A 22304-nucleotide genomic window follows, 5' to 3' on the forward strand; every position below is an offset into this window, starting at 1 on the left:
GTGCCGGCGATCCGTCCCTTACTGAAATGGTTATGAATATGCGCAAGTACCTGCAACAGACATTCGCGGCCCTGGGCTTGCTGCTGTTATTGCTGCCCAATGCCAGCCACGCGCTGGGCTGCTGGTTGAACCAGTCCGGCGGGCCGCTGAGCAGCACATTGACGCTGCCGAACAATGTCTATATTTCCTCGACTGCGGCCACCGGCACCGTCATCTGGCAGTCGCCCTTGCAAAGCATTTCGGTGTACTGCACGCAGAGTGTGGGAGAGAACGTCTATTTCTGGGTCAACCCGAAAAACCAGACCCTGGCAGCCGGGGTGCAGATCGGCATCATTTTCAATGGCGTCACCTATACCCAGACCAGTGGTGCCATCAATACCGGCATCTATGTGCCGCAAGGCGGGCAGGTCACCAGCAATCTGCAGTATTCCGTGGTGATATTGAAGTCGTCCAATTCACCCAGCAGCGGTGTGGTCAACATCAATAGCTACCCGGTATTCCAGCTGGATGGCAAGGGCGGCCTGAATAATGTGCCGATCAACTTTAATCAGCTGCTGAACGGCAGTGTCACCTTTACGCCAGGTGGCACCTGCCAGCTGAGTGCTGCCGATGTCAGTCGCAGCATCACCCTGCCCAATGCCTCCACTTTCAATTTCCCCAGTGTTGGCAGCACCTTTGGCCGGACCTATTTCACCATTACCGCCAGCAATTGTTCGACCGGGGTGAATACCGCCACTTTCAAGTTTTCTGGTACGCCAGACAGCAATATTGCCACCGAGTTTGCCAATAACGGCACGGCCACTGGGGTGGCGGTCAATATGGCATCCGCTGGGGATGGGCTGAATATTGGTGCCAACTCCACCAACAATACCCGGGTGGTGAATGTGCAGGCGCAAATGGCGCAACTGCCAGTTTATGTAGAGTACTACCGGACTGCGGCCATGGTGCCGGGTACCGTGCAGTCCATTGTCAGCGTCACCATGTTGTATCAATAGCGCTCAGGTCTGTGCCCGGGCGGGGCGTGCAGCACATGAAAAAACCAGCAGCCGGAATCAGGCTGCTGGTTTTTTTTGCGTATTTGCGTGTTGGCGAACCGTCGCCAGCCAAGGCGCTGTCAGTTGTAGACGATATTGACGATGCCACTGCCTGCTGCCGTGCCTTGCACTTTGCTCAGCGTCAGTGACTGGGTGTTGTCCATGCCGGAGCAGGAAGGGCCGGACGCCTGCAGGCGAGCGGCCTGATACAGACGTGGCTGGCTGGCATAAGCCAGCAGGGTGGAGGCTGGAATGGCGCAAGGGCTTTTGGCGATCTGTCCGTGCACATCGATACGACCGCCGTTGTCGGCACTGGCGACATTAGCTTGCAGGCAGGCCAGGGCAATCAACACACCAATCATTTTCTTCATCACACACCTCCTGCACTCATCCGGAGCGGCCTATTTTGAATCACGCAATGTGATTTAAAATAAAGCCATTCATTTGTAAGTAATTATGCTTGCAGTGTAGAAGTGCCCAGCTTGAAAATCAATACTGGCAATAGTTGATTTATTTAAAACAAAAAATATCAAATAAGCGATAGAGCCAGCTGCAGAGGGCCTGGCCGCAAGAGAACAGCCGCCAGCCAAGGCCTGGCGCTGCTAACAACAGCAGGATGACTGCCGGAGTGGAGGGGGGCTGGCTAGTCTGGCTGATCCAGATTGCTTTTGACCTGTTGCAGTAATTGCAACAACTCACGGCGCTGCGCTGCCGCGATGCCACCCATGGCTTTGGCGGCCAGCTGGCGACCCTGCTGGCGCAAGGTGTCGTGCAATGCCTCGCCTTCTGCCGTCAGTGTCAGCCGTACCGTGCGGCGGTCGCGTGCATCGGCATGGGCTTGCAGCAATCCGGCCTCCTTCAGGCGGGCAATCAGCCGGGTGAGCTGTGCCTTGTCACGCCCCGAATGCTGGGCCAGATCGCTCTGGCTGGCGCCCGGGTGGCGGGAAAAATAGCCCAGCACCTTGCCTTCCATATGGGTCAGCCCCAGCTCGTCGGCCCGGATGGCTGCAAATTGCAAGGCCCGATACTGATGCATCAGTGTGTGGATGGATTCGAAAATCTGCTCGGCGGTGTCGTCAACATGGTTGACAAGGTCAACTTTATTTTGCATATTAGGTGATATTGTCAATTAATTGGAGTGACTATGTCTAGCATTTTGCCGCAACACCGCATCGAGCGGGTCAGATATGAACTGATCAAGCGCAAGGTAACGGTCAGCAAGATCGAGCGTACTGGCGACGGCTTTGCCCGCATCAGCTTTAGTGGGGAGGATCTGGCCGGCTTCCAGTCGCAGTCTTTTGATGATCACATCAAGTTCATCTTTACCGATGCCCAGGGCCAAACCGTGTTGCGCGATTACACCCCCAGTCACTGGGATGCTGGCCAAGGCGTGCTGGTGCTGGAGTTTGCCCTGCATGGCGCGGGTGCTGCCGCCACTTGGGCGGAACAGGCTGCCGTGGGTATGACGGCCATGATAGGTGGCCCCAAGGGCTCGATGATCATTCCCGCGCAGCAAGACTGGCATCTGCTGCTGGGTGATGATTCGGCGCTGCCGGCCATCCGCCGCCGCCTGGCCGAGCTGCCGGTGTCAGCCCGTGCCGATGTCTTGCTGTTGCGTCCGGCGGCCCTGGCGGCATGGTCGGTACCGCGTCAGCAAGAATGGCAGCTGCAACAAGTCACCGAGCCAGCTGCCTTGCTGGCTGCCCTGCGCCAGTGGCAGGCACCTGCGGGTAATGGCTTTGCCTGGTGCGCCGGCGAAGGTGGGCTGATGCGCCAGGTCAGAAGCATTCTGCTGGAAGAAAAAGCCTTGCCACGCGAAGGCGTACGGGTGGCTGCCTATTGGCGGCAGGGTGAGGCGGACTTTCACGAACGGCTGGTCTGAATCGAGCCTGTGGCATGGGCTGCGGCCTAGCGTTGCGGCGCCAGGCCCGTCAGCCCAGTCCCTGCATTCATGGCTTGGGGCTAAAGCTCAGGCATACCGAGTTGATGCAGTAGCGCTCGCCGGTCGGTTCCGGGCCATCGGGGAAGACATGGCCCAGGTGGGCATCGCAGTTGGCGCAGCGCACTTCCACGCGGATCATGCCATGCGAGGTATCGCGCAGGCGGGTGATACGTTCGCCGGCGGCTTCTTCCCAGAAGCTGGGCCAGCCACAGCCAGCGTCGAACTTGCTGGCGGAATGAAAGAGCAGGCTGCCACAGCAGATGCAGTGATAGTCACCCTGTTCGGTGCGTTGGTAGTGTTCGCCGCTGAAAGGACGCTCGGTTCCACCCTGGCGGGCGACGCGATATTGCTCGGGGCTGAGGCGGGCGCGCCATTCGGCGTCGCTGTGCTGTTCGGGCGTGCTCATGGTTTTTCCTTTGGCTGATTGCTGTCAGTCTGTCGCGGCATGCTGGCGAATCTGTCGCTTGTCGCGTTCAGACTTCATCCAGGCTGTCATCCAGATGCGCCTGGTCCGCCCATTTTTCAATGTGCCAGTTGCCGTCCTGATAGCTCACCCAGTTCAGCGCCGCATTGGGAATGGGGAAGTCGCGGGCGCCACTCAGCCCTTTGCCGCTGGCGGTGCGGTAGATCATTTCCAGTACGCCGCCATGGCTGACTACCAGAATCTGTTGTCCGGCATATTGCTCGGCCAGTTGCTGCATGCAGTGCATGATGCGTTGCTGGAAAGCCAGCAGGCTTTCGCCGCCCTGTAGGTCGAAATGCAGGTCACGTTCCTGATGCAGCCGGTAAACCTGCGGGATATGTTCGCGTGCTTCGTCGAAAGTGCGCCCCTGGAAAGCGCCGTAATGGCGTTCCTTCAGCTCCCGGTGAGTTTGCAAGGGCAGGTCAAGCCGCTGGCTGATGGCGGCGGCAGTCTGGCGGGCACGGGTCAGCTCGCTGACATGCAGGGCGGCAAATTGCAGTTGCTGGCGCAGCAGGGCATTGGCCAGCCGCTCGGCCTGGGCCATGCCCTGCTGGTTGAGCGGGATGTCCAGATGGCCTTGCAGACGGCGTTCACGGTTCCAGTCGGTTTCACCATGGCGAATCAGGCAGAAGCGGGTGGTGTGCATGGAGGTGTCCGAATTGGGTTGATTACAGGATGCCGACGCCGGAAATTTCCCGCGCCAGGTTGGCCGCGTAGTTGTCGGTCATGCCGCCAACGAAATCCAGTACCTTCATATAGGCTTGGTAGAGGTTGTCATCCGGCTTGATGTGCTGTTCCAGCAAGCCCATCGCCAGGTGCTGGCGCGGCGAGAGCTGTTCGGCACCTTTGGTGATGTAGGCATGTACGGCCGGGACCAGCACATCGAGGATGGTGGCCATGCAGGGGTAGGAGGCCAGTTCGGTCACCAGCTTGGTGCGGTGGCGGTAGACCTTGTTGCTGGCCAGCTCCTTGGCCTGGATCAGTGCCTCTTGTACTTCGGCGTCGGTCAGGTTGATCAGGTCTTTGGCGGGGAATTCTCCGGCCAGCAGCGAGTTGTGATGCAGCATGAATTTCTGGGCAACTTCCGCTACGCAGCGACCGATGGCGATGCCGCGCAGGGTGGCGCATTTCTGCTTGACGTCGTGGATGTCCCATACCCGCTCGTATTCGGTAAAGCGGGCAAACAGGCGCTCGAACTCGTGTACGTCGAGAATGCCGATTTCCACGGCGTCTTCCAGATCGAGGATGGCATAGCAGATGTCGTCCGCCGCCTCCATCAGGTAGGACAGCGGATGGCGGCCCCATTCCAGCTGGCCTTTGCGCGGCAGGCGCAGTTCTTCGGCGATGCGCTCGAAATAGGGTAACTCGGTGCGGTAGATATTGAATTTATCGCGTGCCAGTGCCTTGGGGGCATCCGATGTCCACGGATATTTGATCAAGGCACCCAGTGCGGCAGCCGTCAGCCGCATGCCGCCTTCGTGGCTGTACATTTCCAGCGTGGCCAGCATGCGCAGGCCGTGGGCATTGCCCTCGTAGGTCTGCACATCGCGTTGTTGGGCGGCATCCAGCGATTGCAGGAAGTGGGCATTCCGACTATCGCGAAACCAGTCGCGCAACGCGTCTTCGCCGGTGTGACCGAAGGGCGGGTTGCCGATATCGTGCGCCAGGCAGGCGACCTGCACTACCGCGCCAATGTCGAATGGGCCGTAACCGGCGGGCATCACGCCGGCGTGCTGCATCATCACCCCCACGCGGTTGCCCAGGCTGCGCCCGACGCTGGCTACTTCCACGCTGTGGGTCAGACGGTTATGGGTATGGTCGTTCTGTGCCAGCGGGTGGACCTGGGTTTTGCGGCCCAGCCGGCGAAAGGCGCTGGAAAATACCACCCGGTCGTGGTCGATGTGAAAATCGCTGCGCAGGCCGGCACTGCCTTCATCGGTAGCCGGGGTGTGGGTTGGCTTGATTTCCCCCTGTACCACCTTGAAACGCTGGGTGGACAGCAAGGCTGTCCATTGCTGCTGCTGAGTCTGGTTCATGGCCGGCCTGCAAAAACGGGATGAATTGATGATAGGGGCTTTGTTGCGGTGCGGGAAGCGGCTGGAGCGGCAATATCATGTGCGCTACTTTACTGCGCGGCATACAGGCGGATCACCTGGCCGTGACGGTCATCAGTCAGATAGAGCGCGCCATCGTTTCCCACACGTATTTCCACCGGCCCGCCCGGGCCTTTGCTGTCTTTCCAGTTGCTGATCAGTTCCAGCGGCTTGCCCTTGGGCAGGCCTTGTTTGTCTACTGGATAGGCCATCAGCCGGTGGCCGTGCTGGCGGTAGCCATGAAAGCCGACAATCAGCCAGCCGGCAAAACGCGGCGGGGCCTTTGGCGACAGCCACCAGGTCAGCCCCAGTGGCGCGGCGTGCGCGGGGAGCAGCAAATAGGGCGGCTGGGTATTGCGGCAGTCGTGGCCAGGAAACTCCGGAGCGGCCAGCTGTTTGTCGTAGCAGAAGGGCCAGCCATAGTGCTGGCCGGCCTGCAGCAGATTCAGCTCATCGTGTGGCAATTCATTGTCATTCGGCAGATGCAGTTTCAGATGAATGGCGTCGCGGCTGTTTTCTGCCTGTAAGACAATGCCGCTGGCCGGATGCACGCCCAGGGCCATGCTGTTGCGCAAGCCACGGGCAAATACGCCCAGATCGCTCACCTTGCCGTCTTGGTCCAGGTGATAACGCCAGACCACCCCGGCTTTGTCCTGTTCGCTTTCCGGGCAGCGCCCGGCCGCCAGTTCGGCCGGACTGGCGCTTTCGCAATTGTCCGATGAGCTGCCGATATTGACATACAGATCGCCATTGCCGGCCAGGGCAAAGGTGGTGAGCGGGTGGCGCTGGCGCAAGGGCAGGGTGGCCACGGTTTCGCGCTGCTCCGGCTGCCCTGGGGTAAAGCGGACGATGCGGCCCACTTCGCCGACATAGATCTTGCCATCCGGCCCCTGCACCACGCCGTGCGGGCGGTCAAAGCCTGTTGCCACTACGCTTTGCTGCCAGCCGCCGCTGGTGGCGGCCAGTTGCAGCACCCGGCCTTGTGTGGCATCCCAGCGCACCATTTCTGTTACCAGCAAGTTGCCATTAGGCAATACGGTCAGTCCGCGCGGCATTTTCAGGCCGCTGGCAATCACTTCGGCGCACAGGCCGGGCAGGGTTTGCATGCCCGCGGGCTGTGCTCTGGCACACTGGACGCTAGCCTGCGCAGACAGAGAAAACAGTAATAGTGCGCTCAGGCTGGCGAGTCGGAGTTTGGGCATGGTTTGGCCTTTCACTGGTGCCGGCATGTCTTGATTACCGGCGCTACGCATGGTCTGGCGGCGATGGCGCGTGCCAGTTTGCCGATTTTGACATGTCCGGCTGCGCTGTGGGGTGTGTCATGAGGCGATATGGCTTGCCGTGATTGATATTATAAATGATAATCATTGTTATTAACTTGCAATAAGAAGGAGGCAGCGCATGCTGTGGTCCATCATTCAGCTTGCCGGTGTGTGCATCATGCTGCTGACGCGGCTGGCTTACCTGCCATTATTGCAGCAGCGTAATGCCATGGTGGTGGGGCAGTGCATACTGCGCTGGCCGGTGCTTACCGGCATGTGGCTAGTGCCTATGCTGGCCGCAGCCACTGGCTGGCGGCGCTATTGGCCGCTGGATTTAGCGCCACTGGCCGCACCAGCCGGTAGCTTGTTACTGGTTTATGCCTGCTGGCTTTTCTGGCGTAGCCAGCATGATTTGCTGCTGCAACCAGTCGGAACGCTGCAGTGCCAGGGTGGTGTCTATCAACGCATCCGCCATCCGTTATATGCGGCGCTATGGCTGGCTGCGCTGGCGCAGCTGCTGCTGTTGCAGGATGGTGTGGCCGCCAGCGGCATGCTGGCCTTGCTGCTGAGCTATCGGGGCAGCGTGCGGCGTGAAGAAGGTGAAATGCTGCAGCGAGCTGGCAATGCCTATCGCTTATATATGGAGAAAACCGGCCGCTTGTGGCCGCGCGGGCTGGCGGCCTGAGTCGCTGCTTGACTCAGGGCTGGCCGGCCAGATTGTCCAGCATGGTGTTGATTTCCGCTGGGCGGTATAGCGGTGGGCCGCTGCGATAAATGCGCAGCTTGCGCTGTTCGATCAGCCCGACTTCCAGCTGCTTGCTGGCGGGGTCCAGCAGCAGATAGGCCATCTCCTCGCCGCCCTGGTGCGCTTTGTTGCCGCTGACAAACAGTAGCTGGTCTTTGCCAAGCGGACTGCTGACCTGCATGTTCTGCAGGAATACCGGCATCTTCTTGCCCAGTAGCTGGTGGAGAGCCTCAGCTACCACGCCTTTTTGATAGAGTCCGATATCCGCCGGATAGCTGCCGACTTTTGTTTCCAGCTGCTGCCATTGCAAGGCATTGGCTGATTTTTCCATTCCCTGTTGCACCGCTGATACTGCCAGGCCCAGCGCCGGATTGTCGGCCACCAGCTGGGCCGCCTGCTGTTTGGCCTCACCCGCAGCGGCACTGGCCTGTTGGCGCAGTGTTGCCAGCGGTGCGCTGGTATCGCTCAGCGTGGCATGTGCGGTACTGATGGCCGCGGATGCCGCCTGCTGGGCCGCGTCACTTTGCTGCTGGGTACAGGCGCTGACCGCAAGCAGACTGGCGAGCAGGGTGGCAAGGTGCGATTTGTTCATGGTTATTCCTGATACTGGACTGAAGTACAGAGTGTCGGCTTGCGGCTTGGTTCCCGTTGGTGGCTTTGCGCCGGCGACATGGAAAATTGTCGATATGTTTCGTAGTAAAACTACTTAATGTGCTGAGCGGTATTGGCGGGCGAGATCGATATAAAAAATTTTGTGTTTGAAAACGAACATTTTTGTTTTGTAATTATTGCTTCATCGCGCTGTAGTACAGCGGTTTGTCGCACAGTTTTTAGCGTGAGTGTCCATGTTGTTGCTGCTGCGCATGGCGGGATGGTACTGTTCTGTTATCGTTTTTAATTTCGTATATCATTGAAAAATAACAATATAAATAACGGTTGCTGCTGTTGTCAGGTGGGGGTTGATGGGTGGGTACTGGCAGAATGTCCGGCTGTGCTGAACTGCCATGGTGGAGCTTGATTTATATCAATAAGCTGTTTTCGATAGTGAATGTAGTATTGTTTCTGTAGGGATAAGTTTCGGACTTCAATTGAGGAGGTAGTCATGGAAGCGATTGCTCACAATGCCGTACAGGCCGACCCATGGCGGGGCTTTGCTGCCGGTAACTGGCAAACCCATGTCGATGTACGTCAGTTCATTCAGCTGAATTATCGCCCCTTTACCGGTGATGCCACTTTCCTGGCCGGTGCCAGCGAACGCACCCGCAAGCTGTGGGATGTGCTGGGCGAGTTGCTGCGCCAGGAACGGGAAAAGGGTGTGCTGGATGTCTCGGCAGATCGTGCTACCTCCATCACCGCGCATGACGCCGGTTATATCGACCAGTCGCTGGAACTGATTGTCGGTCTGCAAACCGATGCGCCGCTCAAGCGCGCCATCATGCCCAATGGTGGTTTGCGCATGGTGGAAAGCGGGTTGGCAGCCTATGGCTTTACGCTGGACCCGGTGATCAAGGAAGTCTGGGAAAAATACCGCAAGAGCCATAACCAGGGGGTGTTCGACACTTATACCCCCGATATTCTGGCCGCACGCAAGTCCGGCATCATTACCGGCCTGCCGGATGCCTATGGCCGTGGCCGTATCATCGGCGACTATCGCCGTGTAGCGCTGTATGGCACGGATTTTCTGCGCAAGGAGCGTCAGCAGCTGTTCCACGAGCTGGATGATGCCGTATTCACCGAAGACGTGCTGCGTCAGCGTGAAGAGTTGTCCGAACAGTTCCGTGCGCTGGATGAGTTGCGTCAGATGGCGGCCAAGTACGGCTTTGACATCAGCCGCCCGGCGGTCAATGCCCGCGAGGCGGTGCAGTGGACCTACTTTGCCTATCTGGCTGCAGTGAAAGAACAAAATGGCGCAGCCATGTCGCTGGGCCGTATCGCCACCTTCCTCGACATCTATATCGAGCGCGACCTGGCTGCTGGTGTGCTGAGCGAAGAACAGGCGCAGGAGCTGATTGATGATCTGGTGATCAAGCTGCGCATCGTGCGCTTCCTGCGCACCCCGGAATACGATCAGCTGTTCTCCGGCGACCCGACCTGGGTGACCGAGTCCATCGGCGGCATGGGTGAAGATGGCCGTACCCTGGTGTCGAAAAACAGCTTCCGCTTCCTCAATACCCTGTACAACCTTGGGCCTGCACCGGAGCCGAACCTGACCGTGCTGTGGTCCACCGCACTGCCGCAGGGCTTCAAGGATTTCTGCGCCCAGGTCTCCATCGATACCAGCTCGATCCAGTACGAAAACGATGACAATATGCGCCCGCTGTGGGGCGATGATTACGGTATCGCCTGCTGCGTATCGGCTATGCGCATCGGCAAGCAGATGCAGTTCTTTGGTGCGCGAGCCAATCTGGCCAAGGCCATGCTGTATGCCATCAATGGCGGCGTGGACGAAAAGAGCGGGGCGGTGGTGGCCTCCGGCTTTGAGCCGATCACGGCCGATGTGCTGGATTTTGACGAAGTCATGGCCAAGTTCGACAAGATGATGGACTGGCTGGCCTCGACTTATGTCAAGGCGCTCAACTGCATTCACTACATGCATGACAAGTACGCTTACGAGCGCATCGAAATGGCGCTGCACGATCGCGACATCCTGCGCACCATGGCCTGCGGTATTGCCGGCCTGTCGGTGGCAGCGGATTCGATGTCGGCCATCAAACATGCCCGCGTGCATGTCATCCGCAACGAAGCCGGCCTGGCGGTGGATTATCGCATCGAGGGCGACTACCCGGCCTATGGCAACAATGATGATCGCGTCGACAGCATGGCAGTGTGGCTGACCGAAACCTTCATGAACAAGATCAAGGCCCAGCCGTATTTCTACCGTCATGCCACGCCAACCCAGTCGGTGCTGACCATCACCTCCAATGTGGTGTACGGCAAGAAAACCGGTAATACGCCGTGCGGTCGCCGTGCTGGCGAGCCGTTTGCGCCGGGTGCCAATCCGATGAATGGCCGCGATGTGCATGGTTTTGTGGCTGCCGGTGCCTCGGTGGCCAAGCTGCCTTACTCCGCTGCGCTCGATGGTATCAGCTGGACGGCATCGGCTACCCCGGATGCGCTGGGGCATACCGCGCAAGATCGCATCGCCAATCTGTCGCATTGCCTGGATGGCTTTGCCGCCGCCGGTGGTTTCCACGTCAACGTCAATGTGTTCCGGCGCGAGACATTGCTGGATGCCATGGAGCACCCCGAGCTGTATCCGCAGCTGACGATCCGGGTGTCGGGTTATGCGGTCAACTTCGTCAAGCTCACCCGTGAACAGCAGCTGGACGTGATTAATCGCACCTTCCACGCCAGCCTGTAAGCGCAGCATCAGCCCGCTCGCCGACCACGGTCGCCGGGCGGGTTTTTCATGTCAGGAGTGAATCATGTCTCAACAGCACAGCGTCACGGCTCCGCTCAGTCAGGGCCAGCTTTCCGGTTATGTGCACTCGACCGAGAGCGGTGCCGGCGTGGATGGTCCTGGCATGCGTTTTGTCTTTTTCATGTCCGGCTGCCAGTTCCGCTGCCAGTACTGCCACAACCCCGATACCTGGAAGCTGCATGCCGGGCGGCAACTGACTGTGGATGAGGCGCTGGCCGAACTGGCCCCTTATGCTGGTTTTCTCAAGTTTGCCGGCGGCGTCACCATCTCCGGTGGCGAACCCCTGATGCAACCGGAGTTTGTTGGTGCGCTACTGCGGGGCATCAAACAGCGCTATGGCCTGCACACGGCACTGGATACCCAGGGTTTTCTGCATGAAAGTGTCAGTGACGGCTGGCTGGAGGCGGTGGACCTGGTTCTGCTGGACATCAAGCACAGCGATCCGGAACGCTACCAGCAGATTACCGGCCAGCCCTTGCAGCCAACGCTGGATTTTGCCCAGCGCCTGAAGCGCCTTGGCAAGCCCATCTGGCTACGCTACGTGCTGGTGCCGGGCTTGACTGATGCCACGGACGATATTGCCCGTCTGGCAGACTATGTGGCGGAGCTGGGCAGTATTGTGCAGCGGGTGGAAGTACTGCCTTTTCACCAGATGGGTGCGGCAAAATGGGCGCAATTGGGCATGGCCTATCCGCTGGCAGATACCCCTACCCCGGATGCCGTGGCGGTAGCGGCGGCGCGAGCCCTGTTTGCTGCCCGCGGGCTGACAGTGTGCTGAAATGCCTGGCGGATGAAGCTTGGGCGAGGTTTTAAAGTCGCAGGCTATCTTTCCGAAACGTCTGATAGGTATTGTTTGGTGGCTGCGGATAATACGACGGGTGAGTCATTGACCAACCCAGATAAGATTGTCCGAAGTGATGAATAATGAATTTTCCAAATCCGGCAAGTATGGAGCAAACCTCTCGGCCCGGGTTATCAGCGAGCAGATCAGCACCTTGATCGATCGTCTGTCCAAAAAGGGTCAGTGCATCGTGATCTGGGAAAAGGAGCGTCTGCTGTTCTGCTCCATGGATAGCCGCAACGCTCAGCGCTATCTGGCCAAGCCCACCTGTCTGGGCGTTTACGATGCTGACGTCACCTTCTGGGACGTACAAAAAGACTTGAAAGAAATTTTGCAGCGCGCCTAGCAAGCTGCCGCTGGTCGCATGCAGGCGGGCTGGTGGCATGATTCTGATTTACCCGCGTGGCCATATCCGGTACAGTCCGCGTTTTCCATCGTCAAGGCAGGCCTCTGACCGGAGGGCTGCCCGCCATCCGTAGCGCGGATCCTGCCCTCATGCCGGACTCCATGCACTACACCATTTTTGATACTCCGCTCTTGCGCAATTTCATGCGCGCTCTGTCCATCATGCTGTTACGCCTGCGTGGCTGGCGTATTGAGGGTAACTTTCCCGATCTGCCCAAATACGTATTGATTGCGGCACCGCATACCAGCAACTGGGATTTTCCGCTGACGCTGGGCGTCTGCTTCGCCTTGCGCGCCAAACTGTACTGGATGGGCAAGCACACCTTGTTCTGGGGGCCGCTGGGGCCGGTAATGCGCTGGTTGGGCGGTATCCCGGTCATGCGCAGCCGCAACAACTCGCTGGTACAGCAGATGGTGACGGTCTATCAGCAGTCGGCGCAGCTAGTGGTGGCCATTCCGCCGGAAGGTACCCGCCAGCGGGTGAAGGAATGGAAAACCGGCTTCTATCATATTGCCTGCGGCGCCCAGGTGCCGATCGTGCTGGCTTATATGGATTATGCGCGCAAGGTGTGTGGCTTTGGGCCGGTGTTTTACCCTACGGGGGACATCGCTGCGGACATGCCGCGTATTCAGGATTTCTATCGCGACAAGGTGGGCAAGCACCCCGATCAGCACTGATTGCTGTCTTGTGCTCAATCACACCCGCCGGCTTGGCCCGGCGGGTTTTTTATGGCGCAGGCTACAAGCTCAGTGGCTGGCGGCGGGAATGGCGCTACTGACGGCGGACACCGGCAGGAACTGCAGGAAGGGGCCGGCGACCAATGACTGACCAAAATCGATGGCACTGCGCCGCAGTTTTTCATCGGACAGTTCGGCTAGTAATTCCAGCCGGGCCATGATCTTGCCCATTTCGCGTTCAAACGAGAGGTTACGCTGCTGGTTATTTATTTCATTGGCCAGCAGCAAGGGGCTGCCGTCGGCATTCTGGCGGCGGCCCAGCAGCCAGGAAGCAACTTCCACGTTGTAGGCGGCATTGGCCAGCTGTTGCGCATCCAGCCCGTGTACCAGGTAGAGCTCGGTGCGGCCGCCATAGACATCGACCAGCATGCTGCCCAGGCCAAAAATCAGCGTACCGGCGCGATCACCGCTGAATTGCGGGTCGAAGGCCGTGGTCAGCGCAGCTGTCGAGCGAACCTGCCCCAGCGCAGGGAGCTGGCTGTTGTTGCGGATGGCTGTCATGACCTGGGCAATGGCCGCATCGCGGCTGGCGGCACCACTTTTTTGCCATTGGGAAGGATTGCGGCGATAGAGCTTGTCCAGCAGGGTTTGCAGGCTGGCCAGATTGTCGCGCATGGCCAGGTTGGCAACGCGGTTGGCGGCGCTTTGTCCCAGCTCGGCGGAGCTGAAGCTGTCGCCTTGTACTGGTTTGCGGACCGGTGTGCTGCTGCAATGTGTCAGCAGCAGGCAGGCGAGCAGCGACAGGGCGCAACGCAACATCTTCATATTGACCTCGGTGGAGAGGGAGATGTGTTGTTGTACCCCGTGGCCGGTGCTTGAGCAATAAGGCCTGGCGGCCGGGCGTCAGTGCTTGGGGGCGAACAGGGCTTGCCAGCCTTCGATGCCAAGCTTGGTGACGGTGTCGATATTGCGCTCGAAAATGGCTTCGGCTTCGGGGAAGGCCTCAACCGCACGGTCGATGCTGGCTTCGCGGATCAGGTGCTGGGTCGGCCAGGGCGAGCGATTGGTGTAATTGCCGATGTCATTGATGCCGGTGCCGCCAAACTGGAATTTGGGGTGAAAACTGGCCACCTGCAGTACGCCATCCAGTTCCAGCTCTTCCACGATGGCATCCGCGATATCCTGGAATTCGTTGAAATCCAGGAAGCGCTGCAGCACATAGGGATGAATCAGCAGCGTGGTGTCGATTTCTTCCGGGCTGCTGTCAGCCAGCAGGCGCAATTCCTTGGCCAGCTCTTCGGCCAGCTGGGCCGGTTCGGTGGCATCGCTGACCACGAAGCGGACCTGGTTCTTGACGTAGACCGATTTGGCAAAAGGGCAGAGGTTAAGGCCGATGACGGCTTTTTCCAGCCATTCGCGGGTGCTGGCGATGACTTCGTCGTGGGTAGGCGTTTGCATGTGGACTGACTCTGGAATGACGGGATAGGAGTAAATGTTAAGGCATGCCGCAAGGCGGTGCACGCCAAGTCTGGCGCGCTAAAACAAAAAAACCCGGACGAGTCCGGGTTTTCATCAGCGAGTAATCTTTAAGAAGATTACAGCGGCTGGATGTTGGAGGCCTGTTTGCCCTTCGGGCCATCAACGATGTCGAAGCTTACGCGCTGGTTTTCAGCCAGGGTGCGGAAGCCTTTAGCATTGATTTGGGAGAAGTGAGCGAATACGTCATCGCCACCTTCATCCGGAGTGATGAAGCCAAAACCTTTGGAGTCGTTGAACCACTTAACGGTACCGGTTGCCATTTTGTTTATCCTCAAAACGAGCAAGTTGATAAAACGCATGAAGTTCAAGGGAAATGGCGACTGAGGTACGGACTAAATGCCACTACGACAACTACACATCCACAACTTGAGCATCCTGCAGGCAGGCATACTGCCCATTGTTGCGAATGTTGGCAAGTATTTTCTGCGGCCAATGCCACCGGTTTGTGATCATACCTGGCGAAAAACATTGTATTGATTATGGTTTCTGTCTGTCGGCAGTGTCGGCAGCGGCAAAGAAACCCTGCTGTTCCGCCGCGTCCAGTGCCTGTAGCAGCCACTGGCCGGCCAGCGGGCAGCCATCGCTTACCTTGCTGACTGCCATGGCCAGCACCTGCTGCTTGCTGATGCCGTTTTCACGCCAGCTTTGGCCCTGGCGGCTCAGATTGAGCAGAATGGGCATCAGCCGGTCCATGGCGCGGGCGAAGCGCGCCTCGGCGCTCTGCCGCGCCTCAAATTCCTGCCACAGCGCTACCAGGCCGTCGGCCTGCTCTGGCGGCAGCAGGCCACAGATGCGGCGGATGGCGGCCAGCTCTTCCGCTTCGCGCGCCGCGCTGTCGGTTTCGGCGTAGACAATGACATCGCCGGTATCAATTTCGCCCAGGTCGTGAATCAGCAGCATGCGGATCACCTTGTCGATATCCAGCGGTACCGGCGCGTGCTGCGCCATGCTCAGCGCCAGCAGCGCGGCCTGCCAGCTGTGCTCGGCCGAATTCTCATAGCGATCCAGTCCAAGCGGCTTGGTCTTGCGCAGCACGGATTTGAGCTTGTCGACCTCCAGAATGAAATCGATCTGTTTTTGCAATACGGCAAAAGAGGGGGTCACGGTGACGACTCCGGCAAAGAATGAGCTGGGGGCGCTCATCATACGCCTGTGGTTTGGGCTTGCGCAGATGGATTGTGCCCGCTGGACGCTGTCTGATGATTTATAGTGCAATGACATCAGGCCACCATGTGAGCATGTCATGAGCGATGAAGTGCAACTGCAGTTTGTGCGGGAAGACGCGGAAGGCTTTCAGGACTTCCGCGACGTGCTGTCCGACTATGCACCGCAAATCGAGAAACTGGCTTCACAGCTGGGGCAGAATCCGTCATCGCCCGAGCTGGTGGGGGACCTGTTCCGACTGATGCATACCATCAAGGGCGATGCCGGGCTGTGCCGGGTGATGTTCGTGGTGCCCTTTGCCCATGCGCTGGAGGGCTTGCTGGCCCGGCTGCGCAACGGCGAGCTGTTATATCAGGAGGTGATGGGCGACGTGCTGTTGCTGGTGCTGGACCGCATCGAACTGGTCATGGCGCAGATCGCCAGTGCGCGGCCGGTGGATGAGGGACAGATGCATACCCTGCTGGAGACCCTGCGTTCGCTGGAAAGCCTGCCGCTGCCTTCGCTGCTGGCGACCTGTTCGCGGCTGGTGGCCGCCATGGTGGGTGTTCAGGGCAAGAGTGAAGCACCGGCGGTGGCGACAGGGGTGAAGTCGGTGTTGCAGTCGCGCCAGCAGGACATGCTGCTGTTTCGCACCCTGGCGCTGCAACTGGAACAGCGCATGCCGGAATTTCTCGGCCGCACCGAGCGCAATCTCAAGCTGGCGCTGGAACTGAACCGGCAGGCTGGTGGCTGGGTGGACGCCGAGCAGCTGGAGGCAGCGGTATACATGCACGATGTCGGCATGATGTTCCTGCCGGAGGCGGTATGGCTGAAGCTGGGGCAGATCAATGACAACGAACGCCGGTTGATGGCTTTGCACCCAGCCTGGGTGGCTGGTTTGCTGGGACGGATGCCAGGCTGGGAAGAGGCGGCGCTGATGGTGCTGCAACACCACGAAACACCGGATGGCGAAGGGTATCCTTATGGCCTGGCCAGTGGTGAAATCAGCCAGGGGGCGCGCATCCTGGCTCTGGTGGATGCTTTCGAGGCGGTGATGCTCAAGCATGCCCACCGCGGGCAGCGCCGCTCCATGCTGCGGGCGGCGGCAGAACTGAATGCGGCGGACGACCAGTTCGAGCGGGCCTGGCTTGATCCCTTCAATCAGGTCATTCGCCGCATGCTGGAGCAGTCTGCCACCTAATCGGCAGTCGCTGGCTTGCTGGCCTGCATGCCATGGCTGTCCAGCCAGGCCTGCAGCCGCTGCCAGCCATCCTGTGCCGCAGCCGCCTGGTAAGAGGAGCGGTAATCGGCGTTGAAGGCATGGCCGGCGGTCGGGTACACCACGATTTGCGAGCCACTCTGCCCTTGCTGCAAGGCTTGCCGCATGTGCTCAACGGTGTCCTGGGGAATGCTGCTGTCTTGCCCGCCGTACAGGCCCAGTATTGGTACGCTCAGGCTGGCTGCCACATCGACCGGCTGGCTTGGCGTCAGTGCATCGTGGGTGCCTTCCAGCTTGCCGTACCAGGCGATCCCGGCTTTCAGGTGTGGGTTGTGACTGGCATACAGCCAGCAGATGCGTCCGCCCCAGCAAAAACCGGTGATGGCCGCCCGGCTGGCATCACCACCATGGGCGGCAGCCCAGCCCAGCGTGGCGTCGAGATCCTGCATCACCTGTGCGTCTGGCACCTTGCTGACGATGTCCTTGATGATGCTGGCAATGTCGGGGCTGGCGGCAGGATTGCCCTGGCGAAAATATAGCTCGGGAGCCACCGCCAGATAGCCCAGCTTGGCCAGGCGGCGACAGATGTCACGAATGTGTTCGTGCACACCAAAAATTTCCTGCACCACCAGCACGATCGGCAGGCTGCCGCTGGCCGCTGGGCGGGCGAAATAAACGGGGAGGATGCCATCGTCCAGCGGAATGCCGGCCAGGCCGCTGTCCAGCGCCCGGCTGTCGGTGGCGATGCTGCCGGCAGCCACCGGCTGTACGGCCAATGCAAAACCGGCGGCCAGCGCGCCCTGAATGAAAGCGCGGCGCGGTGGGTTGAAATTATCCATACGGGCTTGCTCCGGTGAGTCCTGTCGATTACTGCTGTCAGGACTTGTGGTTTGCTGCGGGCTTGGCGACAATGCCGCTCCAGCGTCCGCCTGCGTCGTGGTTTGTCGGCGTCAAGGGCGTTGTTTGATTAAAATACAGTCTAGATCCGGTTACCCATTCTCTGCCATGTCCCAGCCGCCATCCAAGATAAAGCTTCCCGGCAGTTTTCTGCGCGTGGGAGAGCAGCTTACCGTAGATGTATATGCCAAAAACGGCTTTCTGCTGCTGAAAAAAGGCCATTATGTGCTGACGCCCGAGCAGCGCGAGCGGCTGATGGATGTAGCGCACGGCGATGCTGAGGAAGTGGCGGTCAGGCTGGAGCGTGAACGGCTGGACCGGGCGGCGCAGCGTGAACGTGAAGCCGCCAGCATGGTTCCCAAGAATCCACTGGTGGAAGTCGGCTTCATGGCGGGGCGGCTGGAGGCCTTGCTCTTGCATGGCCTGGCGGTGCCGGGACTGGCCGGACGGCTGGAGGAAATGGCCGAAGAGCTGCTGTTACTCACGCAGCGCTTTCGCGATGGCATGTTGGCCTCGCTGTTCCTGGTGCCGGTCCGCTCGCATAGCCTGAAGGTGGCCACGCTGCTGGCCCTGTTGGGGCGGCGGCTGGGGCTGGAGCCGTCCAGGCTGCACAGCCTGGTGTGCGCTGGTTTGTCGATGAATGTGGCCATCAGTCAGCTGTTAAACCAGCTGGGTGTGCAGCGACAGGCCATGACGCTGAGTCAGCAGGACGAGATGTATGCCCACCCGGTAATGAGTTCGGCCATTCTGCGCGAAGCCGGGGTGGTGGATGAGCACTGGCATCTGCTGGTGCAGACCCACCACGAACAGGATGATGGTCAGGGCTATCCGGCCGGCTTGTGCGGCGAGGAGATTCATCCGGATGCCCGCTTGCTGGCACTTGTCGACCATCTGTGCGAGCACTTGCAGCAAGATGCCGTGTTGCCATCGCTGGTAATGGCCAGCCTGTTTCGCGGCGAGCTGGGGCAATTTGCGCCCGCGCTGGTGTCCTTGTTGATCAAGGAAATGGGTATTTATCCGCCAGGTACATTTGTGCGGCTGGCCAATAATGAAATTGCCGTGGTGACCCATAGTGGCGACAAGGCCAATCAGCCGCGGGTGGCTGCCTTACGCAAACTGGATGGCCCGCCTTATGCTGACGTGCTGCTGCGTGACACCCGCCAGCCGGCTTATCGCGTGGTGGAAGCGGTGGCGGCGGCCAGCGCTGCCGTCAAGCCGGCCTATCTGACCCGCTTGTGGACTTCGCGACTGGGTTGATCCGGTATTCAGGGTGCAGCTGTGCCTGGATTGGCGGCAGCGGGCAGTTGCAAGGGCCGGATCTCCACATGGCTCAGGTCCTGCACCTTCCACACCCGGCGCATATGGCCGAAATCTCGTTTCTGTTGATTGCTCAGCTTCATTTCCGGGCGCAGTGACAAGTCCAGAAACACCTCTCCCAGATAGACACTGCTGCCGGCACTGATGTCGAAGCCAGCGTGGATCGGCATGCTGACCGAGCGCCACTGGCTGCCCCAGCCCGACTCTTCTATCCAGTTGCCCCAGGCATCCGCCACCTGGTAATGCCCCGGTGGCAAGGCAAACAATTGCAGCCGGCCATCGACCGGACTCATGCCTTCCTCGCCGAATACCGTATCGGTATTCATGCTGGCGCGGCCATTGGCCACGGTCTGGCCCTGACTGTCGACAATGTGCATGCCGGTATTGGCCGAGTCCTGGTCAAATGCGCGTGCAGTGAGCGATACGATGGCATAGCCATAGCCGGGGGGAGGGGTGATGCTGCCCTGTAGTCGATCTGCCATGGTGGTGCAGGCAGAGAGCAGGCTGACGCCAAGCAGCAGGCAGCTGCGCTGGAGGATGGCCATGGGTCCGGGCTCCTTGGTATTGGGTGGGACAAGCGCTCAGTATGACATGCGGCAGGGCGTGCGTTGCGGTGGGTAGCGACGCATTCATGCGCCTTGCCGTCTGTGCGGATTCGGGTATGCTAGCCGATCATTTTATCGTTGATAACAAAAACACGAGCAAAGGAAACCCATGGAACAGTTCGATAATGTCAGCGTGGCCAAGCGTGCCAATGTTTATTTTGACGGCAAATGTGTCAGCCATAGCATCACCCTGGCCGATGGCACTCGCAAATCGGTAGGCGTTATCCTGCCGTCCAAGCTGCTGTTCAATACTGGTGCACCGGAAATCATGGAGTTGCTGGAAGGCCAGTGCCGCATCACCCTGGCCGGCAGCAGCGAAGCAGTAAGCTATCAGGGTGGCCAGAGTTTCAATGTGCCTGGCGACAGCTCCTTCCAGATTGAAGTGCTGGAAACCCTGCACTACGTGTGTCATTTCGGCTGAACCGTTACGGCGGCATGAGGCTGCGGCCTCGCTGAAAATGATGTAACCATGCCGGTAGTCCTCGACTGCCGGCATTTTTATTGCGGCGGCCACCGGCTTGTCTTGTCTCGGTGCCATGGGCTGGTGTGCTGCAGATGGTGCGGATGAAAAATCCTGCTGCGGCGTGCTGTCTGCTTGTCCGGTCCTAGTAATGCCTGTGCAGGCAAGTGCCTGAGGAAAACTACGCCATTTTGATAGCCAAGCTTATAAGCTACGGCTCGATAATACTCGTCACATTTCACAGTTACACTGGACGGCGCCATTTTGCCCTTGTGCATTGCCCGCCGCCTGTCTTGTCTTTGGCTTGCCATCTGCGCGGCGAGCAGTTCTGCATGGTGATACAGTCACCAACTGGCAGGCTGTTTGCTGTGTATTGTCGGACAGGGCATGGGAAGGGTTGCAGTGGCTGGCAGGGCTTGCGCAAGCTGTTATAAGCAAAACTACGCTTTTCCTGCCTTATCCGAAAGGATATCCTTGCAAACCTTGTCCCGCTTGGGTTAAGGGTAATAAGAGCTATGATGACAATAACCAGGCCAGGCGCTGTCAGCGGGCGACCTGCCATGATCAACCAGCCATGGGCATGGTGACTGGAACAAGTGGATGCTTAAAAAAGTCAGGACGCTATGGTCGCGTTATGCATTGTCACCCAAACCGGCGGTTGTTTATTCCGCTGCGCTGGCGTCATGCCTGCTGACTGGCTGGCTGCTGTCGCTGCTGGTGACCTGGCAGCAGGATCGCACCGAGCTGCATGAGCGGGTCAGCCTGCTGACGCAACAGCTGGATCAACAGATCGGCCTGGCCAATGGCGCGCTGGGCCGGATCGATGCCGTGCCGGTCAGTGCGGCCTGTGATCTGCCACGCCAGATGCTGGCCTCGGTGGTGCAGTCCACCCCGCATGCCCGCTATGCCCTGCGTGTAGGGGCGGATGGCACGGCGTGTACTTCCGATTTGTCGCGGCAGGATGTGCCGGCTCTGCCAAACGATGGCCGGGTGTTGCTGCTTAGCGGCAGCCGCGATGCCAAGGCCTCGCTACGGCTGCAGCGCCATGGCTATGGTGTCAGCATGATCGAACTGGGCGGCGATGCCTTCGTCAATCTGCTGCAACAAGCCGCATCCGGCGACATGCAGGCTTATATGGTGCTGGGTGAGCAATACCTGGCGGCTGATGGCAAGGTGCGTCCCATGGATGACAGCATCGGTCAGGGGCTGAGCTTCAGCCTGCCCGCACCCAGCGGCCAGTTCAGCATCGTGATGCAGGAGTCCTGGCTATCCGTGCTGGAAGGCTCGTTGCTGCGCCGGCCGGACACCTTGCTGCTGGCGGTATTGGCAGGGCTGGTGCTGGCCTGGTCCTTGTTGCGGCGCGAGGTGGCACGTAATTCCACGGGCTGGGAGATTGCCCAGGGTATCCGTAACCGCGAATTCTTTACCCACTACCAGCCCATTGTCACGGCAGAGCATGGCGAGTGTGTCGGGGTGGAGGTGCTGGCGCGCTGGCGCCATCCGGTGCAGGGGGCCATCCGCTCTGATCTGTTCATTCCGGCAGCCGAAGATGCCGGGCTGATCGTACCGCTCACCCGCTACCTGATCCGCCGTGTGACCAAGGAGCTGAAACAGGTTGCCTTGCCGCCCGGTTTCTTTGTCGGCATCAATATCGCTGCCGAACATCTGGGCATGCCGGACCTGGTGGAAGACTGCAAGATTCTGCTGGCGGTATTGCGCGAGAAAAAAGCTGTGCTGGTGTTGGAAGTCTCCGAGCGCTTTCCGCTGCCCGAGCATCAGGTCACCCATCGTGTAGTGCAGGATTTGCGCCAGATGGGCGTGAAGCTGGCGCTGGATGATTTTGGTATCGGCCACGCCGACCGCAATTATCTGCGGCGCTGGGGTTTTGACTACCTGAAGGTGGAGAAGGGCTATGTATCGGCCCTGGGCAAGGACAGTTTCAAGACCAATATCCTGGATGGCCTGCTGCAGACCTCGCATCAGCTCGGTGTGCAGGTGATTGTGAAAGGGGTGGAAACCCAGGGCCAGCAAAACTACCTGTCGGTCAAGGGCTTCGAATTCCTGCAGGGCTTTTATTTTGGCAAACCGATGACGCTGAATCACTTCCGGCAGTGGTTGTACTCCGGCATTACCCAGGACCGGGTGCCCGCGACTGCTGGTGTGGGCAGGGCTGAGGCGACCGATCGCTGACACTAGCCGGATGAATGTGAAGGGCCAGACAAACTGTCTGGCCTTTTTGC

The 22304-nt window shown here is 59.4% G+C and carries 24 protein-coding genes; 11 read left to right on the top strand and 13 right to left on the bottom strand.

Annotation, left to right across the window (positions count from 1 at the left end):
• Window positions 1-32 precede the first annotated feature (32 nt).
• Window positions 33-995: a fimbrial protein gene (locus tag EAY64_RS02145; RefSeq protein WP_103523142.1), complete on the top strand. Its 963-nt coding sequence runs from the start codon at window positions 33-35 to the stop codon at window positions 993-995.
• Between the two features lie 119 nt (window positions 996-1114).
• Here the strand turns inward: EAY64_RS02145 and EAY64_RS02150 are convergent, their stop codons facing one another.
• Window positions 1115-1405, bottom strand: a complete 291-nt coding sequence (locus EAY64_RS02150; RefSeq protein WP_103523143.1) for a hypothetical protein — start codon at window positions 1403-1405, stop codon at window positions 1115-1117.
• A gap of 272 nt (window positions 1406-1677) precedes the next feature.
• On the bottom strand, window positions 1678-2145 hold the full coding sequence (locus EAY64_RS02155) for a MarR family winged helix-turn-helix transcriptional regulator (RefSeq protein ID WP_103523144.1): 468 nt from the start codon (window positions 2143-2145) through the stop codon (window positions 1678-1680).
• 33 nt (window positions 2146-2178) lie between these two features.
• On the opposite strand from EAY64_RS02155, the gene EAY64_RS02160 reads away from it, so the two are divergent.
• Window positions 2179-2916: a siderophore-interacting protein gene (locus tag EAY64_RS02160; RefSeq protein ID WP_103523145.1), complete on the top strand. Its 738-nt coding sequence runs from the start codon at window positions 2179-2181 to the stop codon at window positions 2914-2916.
• A gap of 67 nt (window positions 2917-2983) precedes the next feature.
• Here EAY64_RS02160 and msrB read toward each other — a convergent pair whose 3' ends face one another.
• The 4 genes from msrB to EAY64_RS02180 all read right to left on the bottom strand — a co-directional run bounded on the left by msrB (window position 2984) and on the right by EAY64_RS02180 (window position 6638).
• The gene (gene msrB / locus EAY64_RS02165; RefSeq protein WP_103523146.1) at window positions 2984-3382 is read right to left on the bottom strand and encodes a peptide-methionine (R)-S-oxide reductase MsrB; all 399 of its coding nucleotides are present in this window, start codon (window positions 3380-3382) and stop codon (window positions 2984-2986) included.
• 67 nt (window positions 3383-3449) lie between these two features.
• Window positions 3450-4085 carry a histidine phosphatase family protein gene (locus tag EAY64_RS02170; protein WP_103523147.1) on the bottom strand — a complete coding sequence of 212 codons (636 nt, stop codon included), beginning with the start codon at window positions 4083-4085 and terminating at the stop codon, window positions 3450-3452.
• Between the two features lie 22 nt (window positions 4086-4107).
• Entirely contained in the window at window positions 4108-5475 is a 1368-nt protein-coding gene (locus tag EAY64_RS02175; RefSeq protein WP_103523148.1) for a deoxyguanosinetriphosphate triphosphohydrolase, read from the bottom strand.
• A gap of 89 nt (window positions 5476-5564) precedes the next feature.
• A complete protein-coding gene (locus EAY64_RS02180; RefSeq protein ID WP_158604596.1) occupies window positions 5565-6638 on the bottom strand; it encodes a PQQ-dependent sugar dehydrogenase in 1074 nt (357 codons plus the stop codon).
• Between the two features lie 295 nt (window positions 6639-6933).
• On the opposite strand from EAY64_RS02180, the gene EAY64_RS02185 reads away from it, so the two are divergent.
• A complete protein-coding gene (locus EAY64_RS02185; protein WP_103523150.1) occupies window positions 6934-7479 on the top strand; it encodes a hypothetical protein in 546 nt (181 codons plus the stop codon).
• A gap of 13 nt (window positions 7480-7492) precedes the next feature.
• On the opposite strand, the gene EAY64_RS02190 is transcribed toward EAY64_RS02185, so the two are convergent.
• Window positions 7493-8131 carry an Ivy family c-type lysozyme inhibitor gene (locus tag EAY64_RS02190; protein WP_103523151.1) on the bottom strand — a complete coding sequence of 213 codons (639 nt, stop codon included), beginning with the start codon at window positions 8129-8131 and terminating at the stop codon, window positions 7493-7495.
• Between the two features lie 510 nt (window positions 8132-8641).
• On the opposite strand from EAY64_RS02190, the gene pflB reads away from it, so the two are divergent.
• The 4 genes from pflB (at window position 8642) to EAY64_RS02210 (ending at window position 12884) form a co-directional block, all read left to right on the top strand.
• Entirely contained in the window at window positions 8642-10900 is a 2259-nt protein-coding gene (gene pflB, locus EAY64_RS02195) for a formate C-acetyltransferase (RefSeq protein ID WP_103523152.1), read from the top strand.
• Window positions 10901-10964: 64 nt separating this feature from the next.
• The gene (gene pflA, locus EAY64_RS02200; RefSeq protein ID WP_103523153.1) at window positions 10965-11738 is read left to right on the top strand and encodes a pyruvate formate-lyase-activating protein; all 774 of its coding nucleotides are present in this window, start codon (window positions 10965-10967) and stop codon (window positions 11736-11738) included.
• Window positions 11739-11877: 139 nt separating this feature from the next.
• The gene (locus EAY64_RS02205) at window positions 11878-12147 is read left to right on the top strand and encodes a hypothetical protein (RefSeq protein ID WP_103523154.1); all 270 of its coding nucleotides are present in this window, start codon (window positions 11878-11880) and stop codon (window positions 12145-12147) included.
• A 149-nt stretch (window positions 12148-12296) separates the two neighbouring features.
• Complete coding sequence (locus EAY64_RS02210) at window positions 12297-12884, top strand: lysophospholipid acyltransferase family protein (RefSeq protein ID WP_226034124.1); 588 nt, start codon at window positions 12297-12299, stop codon at window positions 12882-12884.
• A gap of 69 nt (window positions 12885-12953) precedes the next feature.
• Here EAY64_RS02210 and EAY64_RS02215 read toward each other — a convergent pair whose 3' ends face one another.
• From EAY64_RS02215 to EAY64_RS02230, 4 genes are all read right to left on the bottom strand, one after another.
• Window positions 12954-13709 (bottom strand): hypothetical protein, encoded by a 756-nt coding sequence (locus EAY64_RS02215; protein WP_103523156.1) that lies wholly within the window; start codon window positions 13707-13709, stop codon window positions 12954-12956.
• A 78-nt stretch (window positions 13710-13787) separates the two neighbouring features.
• The gene (locus EAY64_RS02220) at window positions 13788-14342 is read right to left on the bottom strand and encodes a DUF1415 domain-containing protein (protein ID WP_103523157.1); all 555 of its coding nucleotides are present in this window, start codon (window positions 14340-14342) and stop codon (window positions 13788-13790) included.
• A 137-nt stretch (window positions 14343-14479) separates the two neighbouring features.
• Complete coding sequence (locus EAY64_RS02225) at window positions 14480-14683, bottom strand: cold-shock protein (RefSeq protein WP_045845074.1); 204 nt, start codon at window positions 14681-14683, stop codon at window positions 14480-14482.
• Window positions 14684-14900: 217 nt separating this feature from the next.
• Window positions 14901-15566, bottom strand: coding sequence for an HD domain-containing protein (locus EAY64_RS02230; protein ID WP_103523158.1), 666 nt, complete (start codon window positions 15564-15566; stop codon window positions 14901-14903).
• A 100-nt stretch (window positions 15567-15666) separates the two neighbouring features.
• Between EAY64_RS02230 and EAY64_RS02235 the strand changes: the two genes are divergently transcribed.
• Entirely contained in the window at window positions 15667-16767 is a 1101-nt protein-coding gene (locus EAY64_RS02235) for an HD-GYP domain-containing protein (RefSeq protein ID WP_103523159.1), read from the top strand.
• On the opposite strand, the gene EAY64_RS02240 is transcribed toward EAY64_RS02235, so the two are convergent.
• On the bottom strand, window positions 16764-17624 hold the full coding sequence (locus EAY64_RS02240; protein WP_103523160.1) for a dienelactone hydrolase family protein: 861 nt from the start codon (window positions 17622-17624) through the stop codon (window positions 16764-16766). The two genes, EAY64_RS02235 and EAY64_RS02240, sit on opposite strands and share 4 nt — an antisense overlap.
• A 214-nt stretch (window positions 17625-17838) precedes the next feature.
• Here EAY64_RS02240 and EAY64_RS02245 point away from each other — a divergent pair, with 214 nt between their 5' ends.
• Window positions 17839-18939 carry an HD-GYP domain-containing protein gene (locus EAY64_RS02245; protein WP_226034125.1) on the top strand — a complete coding sequence of 367 codons (1101 nt, stop codon included), beginning with the start codon at window positions 17839-17841 and terminating at the stop codon, window positions 18937-18939.
• A gap of 8 nt (window positions 18940-18947) precedes the next feature.
• On the opposite strand, the gene EAY64_RS02250 is transcribed toward EAY64_RS02245, so the two are convergent.
• Window positions 18948-19544 (bottom strand): hypothetical protein, encoded by a 597-nt coding sequence (locus EAY64_RS02250; RefSeq protein ID WP_103523162.1) that lies wholly within the window; start codon window positions 19542-19544, stop codon window positions 18948-18950.
• A gap of 169 nt (window positions 19545-19713) precedes the next feature.
• Here EAY64_RS02250 and ppnP point away from each other — a divergent pair, with 169 nt between their 5' ends.
• Both ppnP and EAY64_RS20540 read left to right on the top strand, forming a co-directional pair.
• A complete protein-coding gene (ppnP, locus tag EAY64_RS02255; protein WP_103523163.1) occupies window positions 19714-20025 on the top strand; it encodes a pyrimidine/purine nucleoside phosphorylase in 312 nt (103 codons plus the stop codon).
• Window positions 20026-20664: 639 nt separating this feature from the next.
• On the top strand, window positions 20665-22254 hold the full coding sequence (locus EAY64_RS20540; protein ID WP_226034126.1) for an EAL domain-containing protein: 1590 nt from the start codon (window positions 20665-20667) through the stop codon (window positions 22252-22254).
• Window positions 22255-22304 lie beyond the last annotated feature (50 nt).

Origin of the sequence: Aquitalea palustris (assembly GCF_003693445.1) — a bacterium.
GTDB lineage: Bacteria > Pseudomonadota > Gammaproteobacteria > Burkholderiales > Chromobacteriaceae > Aquitalea > Aquitalea palustris.

Bases quoted from the DNA above. Each gene is read 5' to 3' on its own strand.
- EAY64_RS02230 (WP_103523158.1), bottom strand. From the start codon at position 15,566: ATGAGCGCCCCCAGCTCATTCTTTGCCGGAGTCGTCACCGTGACCCCC.
- EAY64_RS02185 (WP_103523150.1), top strand. From the start codon at position 6,934: ATGCTGTGGTCCATCATTCAGCTTGCCGGTGTGTGCATCATGCTGCTG.
- EAY64_RS02235 (WP_103523159.1), top strand. From the start codon at position 15,667: ATGAGCGATGAAGTGCAACTGCAGTTTGTGCGGGAAGACGCGGAAGGC.
- EAY64_RS02250 (WP_103523162.1), bottom strand. From the start codon at position 19,544: ATGGCCATCCTCCAGCGCAGCTGCCTGCTGCTTGGCGTCAGCCTGCTC.
- EAY64_RS02210 (WP_226034124.1), top strand. From the start codon at position 12,297: ATGCCGGACTCCATGCACTACACCATTTTTGATACTCCGCTCTTGCGC.
- EAY64_RS02240 (WP_103523160.1), bottom strand. From the start codon at position 17,624: ATGGATAATTTCAACCCACCGCGCCGCGCTTTCATTCAGGGCGCGCTG.
- EAY64_RS02205 (WP_103523154.1), top strand. From the start codon at position 11,878: ATGAATAATGAATTTTCCAAATCCGGCAAGTATGGAGCAAACCTCTCG.
- EAY64_RS02215 (WP_103523156.1), bottom strand. From the start codon at position 13,709: ATGAAGATGTTGCGTTGCGCCCTGTCGCTGCTCGCCTGCCTGCTGCTG.
- EAY64_RS02180 (WP_158604596.1), bottom strand. From the start codon at position 6,638: ATGCAAACCCTGCCCGGCCTGTGCGCCGAAGTGATTGCCAGCGGCCTG.
- pflB (WP_103523152.1), top strand. From the start codon at position 8,642: ATGGAAGCGATTGCTCACAATGCCGTACAGGCCGACCCATGGCGGGGC.
- EAY64_RS02150 (WP_103523143.1), bottom strand. From the start codon at position 1,405: ATGAAGAAAATGATTGGTGTGTTGATTGCCCTGGCCTGCCTGCAAGCT.
- EAY64_RS02170 (WP_103523147.1), bottom strand. From the start codon at position 4,085: ATGCACACCACCCGCTTCTGCCTGATTCGCCATGGTGAAACCGACTGG.
- ppnP (WP_103523163.1), top strand. From the start codon at position 19,714: ATGGAACAGTTCGATAATGTCAGCGTGGCCAAGCGTGCCAATGTTTAT.
- EAY64_RS02145 (WP_103523142.1), top strand. From the start codon at position 33: ATGAATATGCGCAAGTACCTGCAACAGACATTCGCGGCCCTGGGCTTG.
- EAY64_RS02220 (WP_103523157.1), bottom strand. From the start codon at position 14,342: ATGCAAACGCCTACCCACGACGAAGTCATCGCCAGCACCCGCGAATGG.
- EAY64_RS02225 (WP_045845074.1), bottom strand. From the start codon at position 14,683: ATGGCAACCGGTACCGTTAAGTGGTTCAACGACTCCAAAGGTTTTGGC.
- EAY64_RS02175 (WP_103523148.1), bottom strand. From the start codon at position 5,475: ATGAACCAGACTCAGCAGCAGCAATGGACAGCCTTGCTGTCCACCCAG.
- EAY64_RS02160 (WP_103523145.1), top strand. From the start codon at position 2,179: ATGTCTAGCATTTTGCCGCAACACCGCATCGAGCGGGTCAGATATGAA.
- msrB (WP_103523146.1), bottom strand. From the start codon at position 3,382: ATGAGCACGCCCGAACAGCACAGCGACGCCGAATGGCGCGCCCGCCTC.
- EAY64_RS02155 (WP_103523144.1), bottom strand. From the start codon at position 2,145: ATGCAAAATAAAGTTGACCTTGTCAACCATGTTGACGACACCGCCGAG.
- EAY64_RS02190 (WP_103523151.1), bottom strand. From the start codon at position 8,131: ATGAACAAATCGCACCTTGCCACCCTGCTCGCCAGTCTGCTTGCGGTC.
- pflA (WP_103523153.1), top strand. From the start codon at position 10,965: ATGTCTCAACAGCACAGCGTCACGGCTCCGCTCAGTCAGGGCCAGCTT.
- EAY64_RS20540 (WP_226034126.1), top strand. From the start codon at position 20,665: ATGCTTAAAAAAGTCAGGACGCTATGGTCGCGTTATGCATTGTCACCC.